Raw genomic sequence first — 15556 nt, 5'->3', positions numbered from 1 at the left:
GCCTCAGTTCTGCATGCTGGTCCGCGAAACTTCCGGCTTGATCAACTGCATCTGCTGACGGTAGTCATCCGTCACCTGACGTGCCTGGCTACTGCTGGTGATGACTCGCGGCGTGATCAGCACGATCAGCTCGGTACGGCCCTTGGACTTACTGGTACTGCCGAACAGCCACCTCAAGCCCGGAATGCGTCCCAGATACGGCACAGCGTTGACCGTCTCGGCGTTATCCTGCTTGATCAAACCGCCCAGCAGCACGGTCTGGCCACTCTGCGCGGCCACCTGCGTAGCGACCGAGCGTGTGGAAATACGCGGATTACCGTTGGCGTCGTTGTTAGTGGAATTGGTGTCGGCGCTACTGACCTGCTGCTGAATGTCCATGTACACCAGTCCGCCCGGATTGATGCGCGGCACGACGTCGAGAATCACACCGGTCTGCACATATTCGACGCTGCTCAATGTGGTGTTGGTGGAGGTGTTAGTGTTGATCGAAGTCTGGCTGATCGGGATGTTGTCGCCGACCTGAATCTGCGCCTGCTGGTTGTTCATCACCACCAGCGATGGTGCCGACAGGACCTGGGTTCGACCATTGGTTTCCAGCGCACGTAAGGCGACCTGCAAGTTGTTGCTGACAAAGGAGTAGAAGAACGCGTCAGTAGAAGCAAGCGCAGCCCCGCCGGTACCAATCGCACCCTGACTGCCCGCAGTGTTGGTAACGTTGCCGGTTGTACCCGAGTTGCCCGCCAAGCGTCCCAGATACCACTGCACGCCCATGTCCAGCTCGCCAGTCAGCGAGACTTCCAGAATGCGCGTCTCGATTTGTACTTGTAGCGGCGGATTGTCGAGGCGCTTGATCGCCGACTCGATTTCCTTCCACTGCGCCGGACGGGTGCGTACCAGCAACTGGTTGCTGCTCTTCTGCGCAGTGATGCGCGTGCTGGCGTCCAGCGACTTGCTGTTGCCGTTCGCGCCTCCACCTTCCTGGCTGGCCGAATCCGATTCACCGCCGCTCTGATCGTCGCTCTCGGATTCACTGTCGCCACTGTTCTGGCTGTTGTTCATGCCCTGGCTGTTGCCAAAGCCGCCGCCATTACTCATGCCACCGCCGTTGCTGCCCAGCCCGTTGGAACTGCTCATGCCGCCAACACCGCTGCCGCCATTGGAGTTGAGCGATGACAAGGTGGTGGTGCGCAGCCCCGGCGCGACCTTGGCTGCCGAGTCTTCCTTGATGGCACCCGACCCGTAGATCTGCCGCAGGTATTTGGCCAGATCGGTAGCTTTCATGTTGCGCACGTCGTACACGTACATCTGCGGCTCGTTACCGCCGCCTTCATCGATGGTATGAATCCACTCGCCGACTTCGCGCAGGTATTCAGGCTGCGAGGAAATCGCCACCACCGAATTGGTCCGCTCGATCGGCAGGAAACGCACCATGCCCGCCAGCGGCATGCCGCTCTCCGGACCGAACATTTTCTGCAACTCAGGCATCAGTTCACCGACCGAGGCACGTTGCAGACCGAATACGCCGACCGACATGCCCTTGAGCCAGTCCACATCGAACGTGTCGATGGTGTCCTGATAGTTGGACAGCTCTTCGGGCGTACCCGCCAGGCTCAGTACATTGCGCGCCGGATCAACCAGCAGGAACGCGTTTTCCCGGGCGAACGGCTTGAGCAGCTTCTGCATTTCGGTCGCCGAGATATAACGCAACGGAAACAACCGCGCCGACATGCCCGCCGACGGTTGCGCCACCGGCATTTCCGGCACCAGCTTGCCGGCAACGGCCTGATTCGAGGGCAGGATCACATAGCGATTGCCCTGTTTGATCATGGCGTTGTCGGTCCAGGACAGCAACGTTTCAAGAATCGACAACGCTTGCTGCTTGTTGACCGGCTTGGAGGTCGAGAAGCTGACATCGCCCTTTACACCTTGGGCAATGCTGTAATTCTCGTGCAGCAGATCACCCATGATGCTGTTGATCACCGCCTGAATCGGCTGATTGGTGAAATTGAAGACGATGTCACCGGTTTCGGCCGGACGCGCCGCCGGAGCAGCAGCGGGCTGGCGGATGAAACGCTGGTTGCCCTTGATGATCTGGCGCTGCGGCGAGCTCGCCGGTTGCTGTGAAGGTGGCTCGACTGGCGGTCGTTCGCTGCGCGGGTCTACCGGCGGGCGTTGTGAACCGGTTCCCTGGAGCGCTTCCTGCAGCATGCCATTGTCGGGATCGAGAGTGTCGGGCTTTGACGCGCAGCCGCCTAGGGCGACGGCGGTAGCCAGGCAAAGCAAGGGTGTGCGCAAGGTAGCGATGGCAGAAACTCCAGAAAAGGTACCCATCACAGGGTGGAATCGTTGGTTAAGGTAATCGGCGGTGTACTCGACGGCGGCGGCAGACGCAACGCGGGCAGGCGTAGCATTTGCGTACGGCCATCGAGTTGAAAGGTGGCCTGGGTAGGCTCCAGACGGTCCAGCGTCCAGCCGTTGGGCAGGCGATCGCCCTGACGGATCTTCAACGCTGGACCGCTGGCTTGTTTGATCAGTGCGACACGCAGCGAGCCGTCCATGATCACCCCGGTCAGGGTCAGGCCGGCCAGGCTAGTGGCCTGCGCGTCGGCTTTGCGAACCGCCACATCCGGGCTGCGGTCAGGACTGAACAGCGGGGTTTTCCAGGTATTGGCCAGGCTGTCCAGCGTCGCCGACGGCGCATTGTGGGTCTGCGCCTTCTGATCGATCGGGTTGCGCGGTGCCTGCTCCGGCAGCCAGTCGGGCGAGTGTGCAGCGCCACTGAAAATCAGGGCGATCAGCCCCGCCAGCAGCGCGGCCAGAGCCAGTAGCGACCACTCCAGCGGGCGTAAGGAACCGATCATTGCTCACCCTCCCCGGCGCTGGCCGGTTGCAGGTAGCCGCGCACCAGCAGGTGCACCACCAGTTTGCCGGCGGCACCGCTGGCCGGAGCATTGGCATCACGACGCATACTCATCTCGTCAATGAACAGAAACGGGCGCTGGTACTCCAGCGCATGCAGAATGGCCGTCAGTGGTTCGATGGCGCAGTTCAGGGTCAGGCTGACCTTGACCTGCCGATACGGCTCGGCGCTGTCCTGCTCTGGCGTGATCGGCATGCGTTGGGTCAGCTCGCAGCCGCCGCCGGTGCTGGCCTGACTGCTGATCAGGTCGGCAATACGCTGCATCAGATCCGCCGCCACAGCGCTCGGGTCTTCGCCCGGCAACAAGCTGGTGCTGCTGGCCGGGTCACGACGGGCCTGTTCCAATTGCTCACGCAATGAGTCGCCCTGCTGCAGAAGGCCGGCGTAACGCTGCTGCTGTTCGCGCAACTGGTCGGTCTGCTCGCTGATGTCGCGCAAGGGTCCGGCGAACCAACTGTCGATCAACAGCCAATAAGCCAGGCACAGCACCAAGGCAAGAATCATCAGGGCCGCGCCCCGCCGCTCACGGCTTGTCAGTGGACGGCGCATCGGCGTTCTCCTGATGCTGGTTCTGGTGCAAATGGGCACGCAGTGAATACTGATCCTTGCCGGTCTTGGTGTCGGGCTGGATCACGCCCTGAAACTGCGCGTTGTCCAGACTGTGACAATCCTTGACGCGGCCGATCAGGGCACTGGCCTTGGCGCTTTGCCCGGAAAACGCAACTTCGGCGCTGTCACTGATTTCCAGATGCTCGATCCAGGTGTCCGAAGGCAGGCAAGCGGTCAATTCACTGAGCAGCGCCGACAGCGGCGGTTGCGCAGCCTTGCGGCGGATCAGGTAATTGGCTGCGCCCAGCGTGTTGGTCAACTGTTGACGCAGCTGTTGAATCTCACCCACCTGGGCCTTCTGCGCCTGGACACTGGCCTGCATGTCATCGAGCAGACTCTGCCGGTCATTCAGCCACAACAGCATGGCGCTCAGCAGCAAACCGGCACACAGCCAGAGCAGCCAGCGCTGCAAACGATGACCGGAGTGCGATTGCTGCGGGCGCAGTGGCATCGGCAACAGATCGATGCCCATGCGCTGCCCGGCAGTCCCCATGTCAGTGACGACATCTACCGCATCGGGACGCAAACCGCGCTCGGCGCACTCACTGAGTATCGCGTCCAGCCGCTCGCGCAATATCGCCACCAGTGTGACCTGCACAAAGCTGGCGCTGCGACTGTCCTGACGGGCCACAAAATACAACTGGCCAGCGTCGAACGGGGTGAAGCGGTCCAGCTCGTAACCGACGACAGTCGACAGATTGCGCGCCGCGGCAGCTGGCAGTTGCAGGGGCTGCACCAGCACCGCCGACGCTGGCAGCAACAACACGCGTCGTGCCTGAGGCGATGCATCGGGCAGCGGCTCGACCAGCGGCCAGAAGTGCGCCTGCTCCAGGGTCTCGCGGCCCAGCCAGCGACGCACACGCGGCGGCAGGCAGGCGCGAAGCTCCGCGACCCACCATTGCCAACCGTGTTGCGCCGGACTGCCACGCCACTGCCGGGCGACCTGTTCGCGTAACGCGTAGACAGGCGCCAGACGTGCAGAAACTGATGAATTCATTCTTGCCAACGCAACACCCTGTAGGGCTGTGCGCCTCCCTCCGATGGGCTCAATAAAACAGTGGTTTGTAACAGGGCAGTCACACCGCCCGGTCGTTCTGCGCGGCTGTCGATGGCCAGCACTTCACCTGGATCGGCCCCGACCGCGCTCTGGTTCGGCAGGTTCAAGGCCCGTCGCAGCAACGCCGAAGCGAATGCCGGGTCGGGCCGATCCAGGCCGCTCCATAATGTTATTTCCGGCAGCAGCCGGGCATAAAGCGCCTGACTCATGCCCGGCAACTGGCGTACTTCCTCAACCACCCGCAACGGTGACTGACCGCCGTTGCGCTGCTCTTCCAGCACCTGGGCAATACCGCTGGCCTGATTCTTAGCTGCGCCGCAGGCCTGCAACAGCCGCGATATATCCGCCACCGGCGCGCTGTTGAGGTCCAGCTTGCCGCGCTCGCTCCTGATGCTGACGAGCAATTGCGTATCATCCATCCGCAACGACACCAGACGCCCATCGGCAATCCAGCGTTTGCGCTGCGCAGGATCAAGCAAACCCTGCACAGCCATATTCATGCCAGCTTCGGCGGCCATCAGTGCCTGAGTGTTCTGGCGCAACCAGAGTGCCTGCCGGCTTTCCAGTTGCACCCACCCAGCCAGCCCGCCGAGCAGCAGGCTCAACAGCGCGAGCACCCAAAGCACCACCAGCAGCGCAACACCACGCTGCTGTCGACTGGCTATATTCATTCGCCGCCCGCCCCACCGGACAGGTCCAGACGCAAAGCGACTACTTCAGGAACCCACTTCACCGCCCCGCTGGTCTTCAGGTCGATCCTTACAGCACCGGGCAAACGATTCGGCCAGGGCCATTCGGCCATCCAGCCTGTCGGCTTGCCCTTGGGAGTCAGCCCGCGATAACTGAACGTCAGTGACTCGACGTTTTGCAACAACACCTGAGGCTCACCCCACGGTTTCAGGGCAATGCCGTTTGCACCAGACTGGACCTGAGCAAAAGACACTTGCAAAGACCGATGGCCTTGCGGCCCTCCAAGTTCCAGGCTGTGCACCTGTATGCCACCGCCCAGCTCACCGGGCAACGTGGCGACAAAGCGCAACTGCTGCGCCGAGCCTTCAAAAAAACCGCTGTTGACGTCGTCTTCGGCAGACGTATCCAGCGGCAGGGCCTGACCAATCGAGCTACGCAGAAACGCCTGCGCGGCGCGGACTTCGTCCAGGTTCACGGTGTAACGTTCGGCCTTGAGCACCGCACGGTTGGCACCCAGCAGCGCCCCCGCAACCAACACCAGCAGCACGCCCAACAGACTGATCACCAACAGTACTTCCAGCAGCGTGAAACCACGTTGGGTACGGGTCATGATCCGGCCCCGCTGACAGCGCCGCGCAGTTTAAGCGTACTGAACTGCGCTTTGCGCTGGTGCTCGCTGAGCATCAGGTCGAGGCGAAACATCCGTGCCTCACCATTGGCACCCGACAGTTGACGGATATCCAGGGTCCAGTCGATGCCTGCGAGTGTTCCCTGACGCGTACCGTTTTCCAGTAGGCCAGCGCTTTCCTGATCCATAATCGTGCGTGCTGCATGGCTGATCCGGTCACTGCGCGACACCTGTTGCAGGGAGCGGGCGCTCTGCCCGAATGCAACCAGTAGAACGCCGCTGCACACTGCCATGACGGTCAATGCAGCAAGCATCTCCAGCAGGGTGAACCCCGACTGCGATGTTTTCATTAAAGCGACCGTACCTGAACGCTACCGGTCAGCCAGCCAATATCAATACGCCAGCGCCGGTCGCCGTCGGCGACAACCACGTTGCCGCCACTGGAACCGCCATCCGGGTAGAACTCCACGGACGAGCCGAGATCCGACGCGGTCTGCATGGTCACATGCAGATTTTCAGGCCAGTGCACCTCACGCTTGCCGGGCGCCTTGAAAGTCGCCTTGCGCAGATTGAACTCGGTGCGCGCAGGCTGACCGGTAACAATCGCGCGCACTCTGGTTGCCCTTAGCGCCTCGACCATGTCGCCGACCGCGCGTCGCTCACTGGCGGTACTCAAACCCTGTTGCAGACCGAAACCCACCAGACCGACGGCAATGCTCATCAACACCAGCACTACCAGCATTTCCATGAGGGTAAAACCCCGGCTTGCGACAGGCGTTCTCATGCTGAACGTTACTCCCAGTTGCCCAGGTCGGCGCTGTACCCTTCGCCGCCCGGCTGACCGTCCTGGCCGTAGAAAATCAGGTCGAAACTGCCGTGCTGGCCCGGGAAGCGGTAGCCGAACGCGTGGCCGAACGGGTCTTTAAGGTCCGAAGGCTTGGCGTAAGGGCCATTCCAGTTCGAGGCGTTGCCCGGTCTCTCGGTCAATTGCTGCAAAGTCTTGGGTGGCGAACCGACGTCCAGCGCATAGCTTTCGATCTTCATGCCCAGGCTGGCCAACTGAGCCTTGCCTGCGCCGTATTTGCCCTTGTCGACGTTGCCGCCCACCTGACGCACGACGATGGTCGCAACGATGCCCAGCAATACAATAACGGCGAGCATTTCCAGCAAAGTGAAACCGCCCTGTCGGCGTGCGGGTTTGAAGCGTGTGCGGCTAAAAGTCATCGGAGTGGTTTCCTCTTTCATGGATTCAGATATTGCTGGTCAGGCTCATCAGCGGCAGCATGATCGCCAGCATGATCACCGCGACCATGCCCGCCATCACCACCGTCAGCGCCGGTACGAGCGCGGCCAGCATGCGGTCGATACCGCGCTTGGCCTCGACGTCGAACACATCGGCGACCTTCATCAGCATGGTGTCCAGTTCGCCCGCCTGTTCGCCGACCTCGATCATTTGCAGCGCCAGATCCGGCAGCAGCGGTTGCGCGCCGAACGCACTGGCCAGCGTGCCGCCGCCCTTCACCGACTCGGCAGCCTGCTCCACCTGCGCCTGCAAGGCGCGGTTGGTGCAGACCTGGCGAGCGATCACCAGCGCCTGCAACAACGCCACTCCATTGGTCAACAGCGTGCCAAGCGTTCGAGTCAGACGCGCTGCTTCGATGCGTTGCAGCAAGGGACCGATTACCCGAATGCCGAGTATGCGGCGGTCGCGGCGTTCACGGCGCTGTGGGTCGCGCATGCGAATGGCCATGCCCCAGATCAGCGCGATCAGGCTCGCCAGAACAGCCAGGCCGTAGTTGCTCAAAAATTGTCCGAGGTTGAGAATGACCTCGGTGATCAACGGAATCGGCACGCCGAGATCCTTGAAGATCGGTACGAACTGCGGCACTACATAGGCCAGCAACAGGGCCAGCGAGCCCAGTACGCCGACCACTAGAAAGGCCGGATAGATCAGCGCGTTGATGACCTCGCCACGCAGCAGTTGGCTACGTTCAAGGTAATCACTCAATTGACGCAGCGTGCTTTCCAGCGCGCCCCCGGCTTCACCGGCGCGGACCATGCTTATATAAAGTGGCGAAAACTGTGTGCCCTCTTCTTCCAGCGCAACGGACAATGGCTTGCCGGCCTTGACCTGTTCGCGGATGCGCTCGATCAATGCCTTGGTCTGCGGTTGTCCAGGCTGTTTGAGCAGAATTCCAAGAGATCGTTCCAACGGCTGTCCGGCACCGAGCAACGTTGCGAGCTGCTGCGTGAAACTGACCAGCGCTGCCCCATTGAGCAAGCCGCTGCCCAGTGCGCGGCGCAACCCGCCCATACCGGCCGCGTCAATCTGCAAGACCATCAGGCCACGTTTTTGCAGCGCGGCGATTGCAGCATCCTGGTCGCGGGCTTCCAGCGTGCCGTTCTGCGGCGCACCTTGAGCATCCAGTGCGCGGTACTTGAACAGGCTCATGTGCCTTCACCTCGGGTGACGCGCAGCACTTCCTCCAGCGAGGTCACCCCGGCCACGGCCTGGCGCAGGCCCTCTTCATGCAGCGTGCGCAAGCCGCCACGTCGGGCAGCCTCTTCCAGCGTCGAAGCGTCGGCGTGGCGCATCAACAGACTGCGCAGCTCTTCGTTCATAACCAGCAACTCGGTGATTGCACTGCGCCCCCGGTAACCGCCGCCAGGTGCATCGGCACGCGGGCGATACAGGCGAATCGGGCGTTCGTCAGTGAAGCGCTCCAGCCCGTGCTCGGCAATCAACTCCGGCGGCGCATCGAAGGCTTCACGCGTTGCCGGATCAAGACGGCGGACCAGACGCTGGGCCAGAATGCCGTTGACCGTCGAGGCGATCAGGTAGCTTTCGACGCCCATGTCCAGCAGACGGGTAATACTCGCCGCCGCACTATTGGTGTGCAGGGTCGAGAGCACCAGGTGACCGGTCAACGAGGACTGAATGGCGATGCGGCAGGTTTCCAGGTCGCGCATCTCACCGATCATGATGACATCCGGGTCCTGACGCACGATGGAGCGCAGTGCCCCGGCGAAGTCCAGGCCGATGGAAGGCTTGACCTGAATCTGATTGATGCCCTCGAGCTGATACTCGACCGGGTCTTCGACGGTGATGATCTTGCGCTCGGCGGTATTGAGCCGTGAGAGCGCAGTATAAAGAGTGGTGGTCTTGCCGGAGCCGGTCGGCCCGGTGACCAGCAGAATGCCGTGCGGACGCTCCAGCACGTCGAGAAATTCATCCAGCCGCTCGCCGTCGAAACCCAGGCTGGGGAAATCGAAATTGATGGTCTGCCGGTCCAGCAAACGCATGACCACCGATTCGCCGAAGCTGGTGGGCACCGTAGACACCCGCAGGTCCAGCTCCTTGCCCTGGATGCGCAGCATGATCCGGCCATCCTGCGGCAAACGACGCTCGGCGATGTCCAGCCGCGCCATGATCTTCACCCGGGAAATAACCGCCGCCGAAGAACTGGACGGTGGCGCTTCGGCCTCATGCAACACGCCGTCGATGCGATAGCGCACTTTTAACTGGCTCTCGAACGGCTCGATATGAATGTCTGACGCACGCTGTTCGACCGCGCGTTGCAGAATCAGGTTGACCAGACGAATGACCGGCGCTTCGGAGGCCAGATCCTTAAGGTGCTCGATGTCTTCCAGCGAGCCGCCCTCCTCATCCAGGTTCTCGATCAGGGTGCCCATTGCCGAGCGACCCTGTCCGTAATAACGCTCAATAAGGGTTTCGACTTCATTGCGCGGCCCGATGGACAGCCGCACCGGCACTTCGCAGGCATAAGCGATGGCCTGGAACGGGTACAGCGTACCGGGGTTGGCGCTGAGCACTTGCAGCCCTTGATCGCTCCAGCCTACGGGCACGACTTGATAGTGGCGCATGAAGCGCTCGGTCAAAGGCGGCAAGGGGTCGAGCAGCGGCGGCACAGCGTCAGCAAGTAGCAGCGGTGCCTGCAACAGGGCTGCCCATGCGCGGGCCAGTTCAAATTCGGAAACCAGACCCAGACGAGTCAACAGCCCGAGCAGCTCGGTGCCTTCAGACTCTTGCTGCAAACGTTGCGCCCGCTCCAGATCGGCCATTTTCAGACCCGCGTGCTCGGTCAGCCAGGCGCAAACCTGCGCGGCATCCGGAATGAGGAGGCGGGAAACATCGACGGGAACTGGCGGCATGAATGAGGGCATTTTGCTACTTCGGAGGGACATGTTACAGCACTCTCCGACTGGAAAGTGCTGTGCTCAAAGGCTTCAAACGATCAATTTGACTGCTTTTGAGGGGTTGCGTTCTGCGGGCGACCACCTTTTGTCGTTTCGGTCTTCTGGTTTTGCGCCTTCTGCGCTGCCTTGGCGTCCTGGGTCTGAGTCATGACCGTCGAATCGCTTGCACCGGATGTTGCATCGTCATCGGTCGCTTCAGCGGCAACTACTGCACCACTAAGGGCCAGACCCAGAACAACGCCCGCACTGATTACAGAGAATTTCATCGTAGTTAACTCCACAGAAAAAAGAAGTGAATTCTGCAAAAGGCAGAAATCGGATAAAGGCCGGGCAAGAAATAGCGTACAGCACGCATCGCAACTTGCGAGCTGTCTTTCTTCGTCCTGAAAAATCTTAAACCCATCGACCAGTAGGTTTAACAAGAGTTCCTAAATTGTAAAGAAAAAATACGAAATGAAAGAAAAATACGCTTTTATTTGACATTTATGCCTTGTTTTAGGGTTAATTGTAACGGTTTTGAGATTCAAAGTGCCACCATGTGATAGCGATTTGATGGCGCTTGAGAAGTAGAAAAGATAATAAATAAAACATCGAAACAGTAATTAAACAGCCATAAGTCGCTCCCCTGTTAAGAGGGGAAAAAACGCGACAGCGGGCAACTTTTGCCCGGAGAAAAGAGTAAGCCGCAAAGGCAAATGACGACGAGTTAGTCCTTCGCACGTGCGCAGGCAACCAGTTAATTGAAACGTAGTTGGAGAGCAATATGAACAAGCGAAAGATGATAGGCGCGCACTCGGCGCTGGCCTTGCTGGCATTGGCAGTATCCCAGGTGCACGCCGCTGACCCTACTGTGCAACAAGGTCGCGAGGACCGCGCTGAAAAAGCCGCGCAGAAGACCCTGGCGAAGATGACCATGGAAGAAAAGCTGGCCTACATCGGCGGCACCGGCGGCTGGGATGTCAAGCCGCTGACCAACTACGGCGTTCCGCAGATTCACGGTGCCGACGGCGGCGTGGGCGTGCGCTACACCAGCGAAGGCAACGATCAGGGCGTGGTCTATCCGTCCGGCCCTAACCTGGCAGCCACCTTCAACCCGCGTCGTGCCATCGACCTCGGCCGTGCGCTGGGCTATGACACTGCCGTCGGCGGCTACCAGTTCATCACTGGCCCCGGCGTCAACCTGTACCGCATGCCTTACGGCGGCCGCGCGTTCGAATACCTCTCCGGTGAAGACCCGTTCCTGGGTGCCAGCCTGGCACCGGGCGTCATCAACGGTATCCAGTCTCGTGGTGTATGGGCCAACGCCAAGCACTACGCGGCCAACGACCAGGAAAGCAACCGCTTCAACCTGGACCAGAAGATGCCAGAGCGCGTCCTGCGCGAAATGTCGCTGCCTGCATTCGAGTCGTCCTCGAAGAACGGCAACGTTGCGATGATGATGTGCGCCTTTCAGAAAGTGAACGGTGATTTCGCTTGCGAAAGCGAGCACCTGATCGCGCAGATCCTGAAAAAGGAATGGGGCTTCAAGGGCTTCGTACAGAGCGACTACAACGCTGTCGTGCACGGCTTCGAAGCCGCCCGCGCCGGGGCCGATCTGGACATGATGGGCTACCAGATGAACAGCTCCGTGCTGAAGCCTCATCTGGACGCCGGTGACCTGAGCGCTGCGACCATCGACGACAAGGTCCGCCGCATCCTCAAGCAGATCTACCTGTACAAGTTCGACAGCAAGACGCCGCTGACCACGCACAACATGAACAGCTCGACCAGCAACAAGGTTGCTCTGAATGCTGCGCGTGAAGGCATCGTGCTGCTGAAAAACCAGGGCGATCTGTTGCCGCTGGACAAGCAGAAGGTCAAGAAAATCGCCGTTGTCGGCACCCTGGCCAAGTACTCGCCACCGACCGGTTTCGGCAGCGCCAACGTCATGGCCAGCCATTACGTCAGCGAATTGAGCGGTCTGCAACAAATCGCGCCCAACGCCAAAGTCGACTTCATCGAAGGCCTGTCGCTGGACCCAAGCACCAGTGCCTGGACCACCACCGACGCAACTGGCAATGAAGTCCAGGGCATGAAAGTCGAGTACTTCAGCAACACCAACTGGTCTGGTGATGCAGCGGTCACCCGTACCGAGAAGCATGTTGACCTGGACTGGGCCAACGACAAGAACCTGCCGTTCGAAAGCAACACTTCGACGTCCGATCCGTACACCAGCAAAGGTTCGACCGCTGGCGAACTGAATGGCGATACATCGTCGACTTCGATTCGCTACACCGGCAAGGTCACCCCGACCCAGAGCGGCGAGCAGGTGTTCAAGGTTCGTGCCGACGGCGCCGTGCGTCTGTGGGTCAACGGCAAGAAAATCATCGACAACGGTGACGGCAAGCCATTGCCGGGCAACAGCATCCCGCCGACCATTCCAGAATTCGCCAAGATCAATCTGGAAGCTGGCCAGTCTTACGATGTGAAGCTCGAGTACTCGCGTCGCGCCGGTTACCTGTCGACCATGGGTGGCCTGGTAGGTGTGCAGCTGAGTTCGGCTTCGCTGAACGCTCCTCAGGACCTGTCCGGCTACGATGCGGTCGTGGTTGCAGTGGGTAACAGCAACGAATACGAAGGCGAAGGTTTCGACCACAGCTTCGATCTGCCTGAGTTCCAGAACGAGCTGATCCAGAACATCGCCAAGGTCAACCCGAACACCGTGGTGACCATGTATGGCGGTACGGGTCTGAAGATGAGCGACTGGATCGAACAGGTTCCGGTAGCGCTGCATGCCTTCTACCCGGGTCAGAACGGTGGTCAGGCCCTGGCCGAGATTCTGTTCGGCAAGGTCAACCCATCGGGCAAGCTGCCGATCAGTATCGAACGCAACATCGAAGATAACCCGGCTTACGCTTCCTTCCCGAAATTCGACAATCAGAACACTCTGACCGACATGGATTACAAGGATGACCTGATGCTGGGTTATCGCGGTTACGAGAAGAAAGGCATCAAGCCGCTCTACCCGTTCGGTTACGGCCTGTCGTACACCACGTTCGGTTACAGCAACATCAAAGTGACGCCGGGCGTTGCGGTGGGCAATACGCCGATCAAGGTGTCCTTCGATCTGACCAACACCGGCAAGGTTGGCGGTTCTGAAGTCGCTCAGCTGTACGTGGGCCAGCAGAACCCGAAAGTCGAGCGTCCGATCAAGGAACTCAAAGGCTACAAGAAAGTGTTTCTCAAGCCGGGCGAAAGCAAGCGCGTGACCATTGAGCTCAATGACCGCTCGCTGGCCTACTTCGACGTGAAAACCAATCAGTGGGTGGTCGATGCCGACACCTTCAACCTGTCGCTCGGTGGTTCGTCGCAGGACATCCGCCTGAACGCCAAGCTGGTCAACTCGTTCCGTCAGGAACTGTCGACCACCACCAGCAACCCGCTGCCACGCTCCGCTCTGAACTCGGTTCTGGTCGAGAAACCACCGGTCAAGACCGGCGGTGTATTCAAGCAGACCGTCGAGTAAGCGTTAGCTGACTGAAGGGTAAACGGACAAATAAAGGCTCAGGGACGAGCCCTTACCGCTGCATCGACCTGCGCAATGTAGGTATCGAAACACTCGACCAGGTCCACCTGATCGGGAAAGCGTAGCCACTGAATCTGCAAGCCATCCATCATCGCCAGAATCTGCCGGATGATCTTGTCCAGATCCACATCCGCACGCACCTCCCCGCGCTCCACCAAACCTGCAAACTGTCCCATCAAGTGCGCGTGAATACGCTCGTAGCGCGTCTGGAACCATTCAAAGGCTGGCTGGTTTTCCAGCAGACTTTCAGCATTGAGAATCGAAAAGGCACGCACCACGCCGGGCGCCGTGGCGTTTGAACGGTTGATTGCGCGCAGGCCGCCAAGCAGGCCGGTCAACGTGTTGTCTGTGCGCACCTCGGCAGCAATTCGGCTATTGACCTCATCGCGTCGGTCCAGCACGCCCATCAACAGCGAAATCTTGCTGGGAAAATGGTGCAGCAGCCCGGCGACGGAAATACCGACGATGGCCGCTACCTTAGCCACCGAAGCGCCGGTATAGCCCTCAAGGGAAAACACTTGCAAGGCCGCATCAAGCAGCTCTTTGCGGCGCTTTTCACCCTTTGGCGCGCGCCGCTGCCGGGTGACTGCCGTGCCCGTTTCCGTGGGGTCATGCAGAGTCATATCAGGCTCCTTCTTGAACAGCCGCGTACCCTAACCATTCAGGCGACTACTGGCAACGCTATTGAACCGGATTGTTGGACAATTTCATTTTGCGCGGCCATTTAGATTCAATGCAATTGCCACTGTAATCAACACCAGGCTGATCGCCAGCGACAACCACAGCAGGCCGCTGCCGCCCTGCGCTTCACGCACCCACGCAAAAAACCACGGAGCGCCAGCTGACAGCAGAAAGGCAGGAGCCAGCAATCGGCCCTGCAGGTGTACGTAATGCGAATGTGCAAACAGCTCAAAGGGTAGATTCGCCCTCAGCAATGTGGCCAGCCCGTTCATCGCGCCATAACCGAACAGGAACATGCAGGCCAGCAGGGTATGGCCCTGACTGAGCAGCCCCAGGGTAAAACACAGCACCATTCCGGCAGCGACCCAGACATTCAGGCGTAGTGCAGGCATCGACTGCGCCAACAAAGCCTGCGCCAGACGCGCGCAGGTCTGACCGATGCCCCACAGCGCTGCCAGCACGACCGGCACGCCCAAACCAGCCAGCAACGCGGGTAAATGGGCAGACAAGCCGGCTGACAGGAACGCGATCAGGGACATGCTCAGGGCGTAGCCGAACTGAGGTATCCAGGCCGTGGTGTCAGCGGGCGCAGGCGCGGCTGACCCGGCGTTCAAGACTGGCAACCGGGAGTCCGGCAGGCCGCTGACCAATAACCCGCTGAGCAATGCCAGGCAGCCGTAGACAGCAACCGCACTACGCCAGCCCAACGCATTCAACAAGCCGTGGCCCAGCGGCCAGAATACCGCCGAAGCCAGCCCGCCCAACAAGGTAATCTGCACCATCAGCGCCCGAGAGCGTGCACCGAACAGCGCTGCCAATGCAGCAAACAGCGCATCGTAAAGTGAAAGACGCATGCCGACGCCCAGCACTGCCCAGCCAAAAAACCACGACTGAGGTGTCTCGCACACAGCCAGCATGCAGCAGCCAAGCGCGTTGAGCCCGGCCCCGTATTGCAATACCTGCCGTGCACCGAGACGCTGGAGCAAACGCGCACTGAAGATCGAAACCAGGCCCATGATCAACAGTGCGACTGACAGCCCGGAAAAGACCTGCTGGCCGCTCCAGCCCAGATCATCGGCAATCGCATTGCCGAAAGCCCCCGGCAGATAAAACGTCACACCCCAACTGATCAGTTGCGCGAGCCCCAGTTTGACTACCGCCAGCCTGGACAGATCAGCGCGGTCCACG

At 60.3% G+C, this 15556-nt stretch carries 15 protein-coding genes; 1 reads left to right on the top strand and 14 read right to left on the bottom strand.

Annotated elements, in window-relative coordinates:
- Positions 1–3: 3 nt before the first annotated feature.
- The 12 genes from gspD to RYA97_RS09395 form a co-directional block, all read right to left on the bottom strand.
- Complete coding sequence (gene gspD, locus RYA97_RS09450; protein ID WP_005745666.1) at positions 4–2331, bottom strand: type II secretion system secretin GspD; 2328 nt, start codon at positions 2329–2331, stop codon at positions 4–6.
- Entirely contained in the window at positions 2331–2861 is a 531-nt protein-coding gene (locus RYA97_RS09445; RefSeq protein WP_002553956.1) for a type II secretion system protein N, read from the bottom strand. The genes gspD and RYA97_RS09445 overlap by 1 nt, the downstream gene beginning before the upstream one ends.
- Positions 2858–3469, bottom strand: coding sequence for a type II secretion system protein GspM (gene gspM / locus RYA97_RS09440; protein WP_005745668.1), 612 nt, complete (start codon positions 3467–3469; stop codon positions 2858–2860). The genes RYA97_RS09445 and gspM overlap by 4 nt, the downstream gene beginning before the upstream one ends.
- Positions 3444–4526, bottom strand: coding sequence for a type II secretion system protein GspL (locus tag RYA97_RS09435; protein WP_005780074.1), 1083 nt, complete (start codon positions 4524–4526; stop codon positions 3444–3446). The genes gspM and RYA97_RS09435 overlap by 26 nt, the downstream gene beginning before the upstream one ends.
- On the bottom strand, positions 4523–5257 hold the full coding sequence (locus RYA97_RS09430; protein ID WP_004665668.1) for a general secretion pathway protein GspK: 735 nt from the start codon (positions 5255–5257) through the stop codon (positions 4523–4525). Before RYA97_RS09430 ends, RYA97_RS09435 begins: the two co-directional genes overlap by 4 nt.
- Positions 5254–5886, bottom strand: a complete 633-nt coding sequence (locus RYA97_RS09425; protein ID WP_002553960.1) for a prepilin-type N-terminal cleavage/methylation domain-containing protein — start codon at positions 5884–5886, stop codon at positions 5254–5256. The genes RYA97_RS09430 and RYA97_RS09425 overlap by 4 nt, the downstream gene beginning before the upstream one ends.
- Positions 5883–6254 carry a type II secretion system protein gene (locus RYA97_RS09420; protein WP_005745670.1) on the bottom strand — a complete coding sequence of 124 codons (372 nt, stop codon included), beginning with the start codon at positions 6252–6254 and terminating at the stop codon, positions 5883–5885. Before RYA97_RS09420 ends, RYA97_RS09425 begins: the two co-directional genes overlap by 4 nt.
- Entirely contained in the window at positions 6254–6688 is a 435-nt protein-coding gene (locus RYA97_RS09415; RefSeq protein ID WP_002553962.1) for a prepilin-type N-terminal cleavage/methylation domain-containing protein, read from the bottom strand. Before RYA97_RS09415 ends, RYA97_RS09420 begins: the two co-directional genes overlap by 1 nt.
- 8 nt (positions 6689–6696) lie before the next feature.
- Positions 6697–7128, bottom strand: a complete 432-nt coding sequence (gene gspG / locus RYA97_RS09410; RefSeq protein ID WP_002553963.1) for a type II secretion system major pseudopilin GspG — start codon at positions 7126–7128, stop codon at positions 6697–6699.
- A gap of 25 nt (positions 7129–7153) precedes the next feature.
- Complete coding sequence (gspF, locus tag RYA97_RS09405) at positions 7154–8356, bottom strand: type II secretion system inner membrane protein GspF (protein WP_002553964.1); 1203 nt, start codon at positions 8354–8356, stop codon at positions 7154–7156.
- Complete coding sequence (gspE, locus tag RYA97_RS09400) at positions 8353–10077, bottom strand: type II secretion system ATPase GspE (protein WP_004665672.1); 1725 nt, start codon at positions 10075–10077, stop codon at positions 8353–8355. Before gspE ends, gspF begins: the two co-directional genes overlap by 4 nt.
- An 83-nt stretch (positions 10078–10160) precedes the next feature.
- Positions 10161–10388, bottom strand: coding sequence for a hypothetical protein (locus RYA97_RS09395; protein ID WP_005745674.1), 228 nt, complete (start codon positions 10386–10388; stop codon positions 10161–10163).
- A gap of 497 nt (positions 10389–10885) precedes the next feature.
- Between RYA97_RS09395 and RYA97_RS09390 the strand changes: the two genes are divergently transcribed.
- Positions 10886–13627: a beta-glucosidase gene (locus tag RYA97_RS09390; RefSeq protein ID WP_117139416.1), complete on the top strand. Its 2742-nt coding sequence runs from the start codon at positions 10886–10888 to the stop codon at positions 13625–13627.
- 38 nt (positions 13628–13665) lie between these two features.
- Here the strand turns inward: RYA97_RS09390 and RYA97_RS09385 are convergent, their stop codons facing one another.
- Positions 13666–14310, bottom strand: coding sequence for a TetR/AcrR family transcriptional regulator (locus RYA97_RS09385; RefSeq protein WP_002553968.1), 645 nt, complete (start codon positions 14308–14310; stop codon positions 13666–13668).
- An 84-nt stretch (positions 14311–14394) separates the two neighbouring features.
- Positions 14395–15555: an MFS transporter gene (locus RYA97_RS09380; protein ID WP_117139417.1), complete on the bottom strand. Its 1161-nt coding sequence runs from the start codon at positions 15553–15555 to the stop codon at positions 14395–14397.
- Position 15556: the final 1 nt, after the last annotated feature.

The organism is Pseudomonas syringae group sp. 26L6 (genome assembly GCF_032587815.1).
In the GTDB taxonomy this organism is placed as follows: Bacteria; Pseudomonadota; Gammaproteobacteria; order Pseudomonadales; family Pseudomonadaceae; genus Aquipseudomonas; species Aquipseudomonas amygdali.
This window is presented reverse-complemented; position numbering and strand designations above follow the sequence as displayed.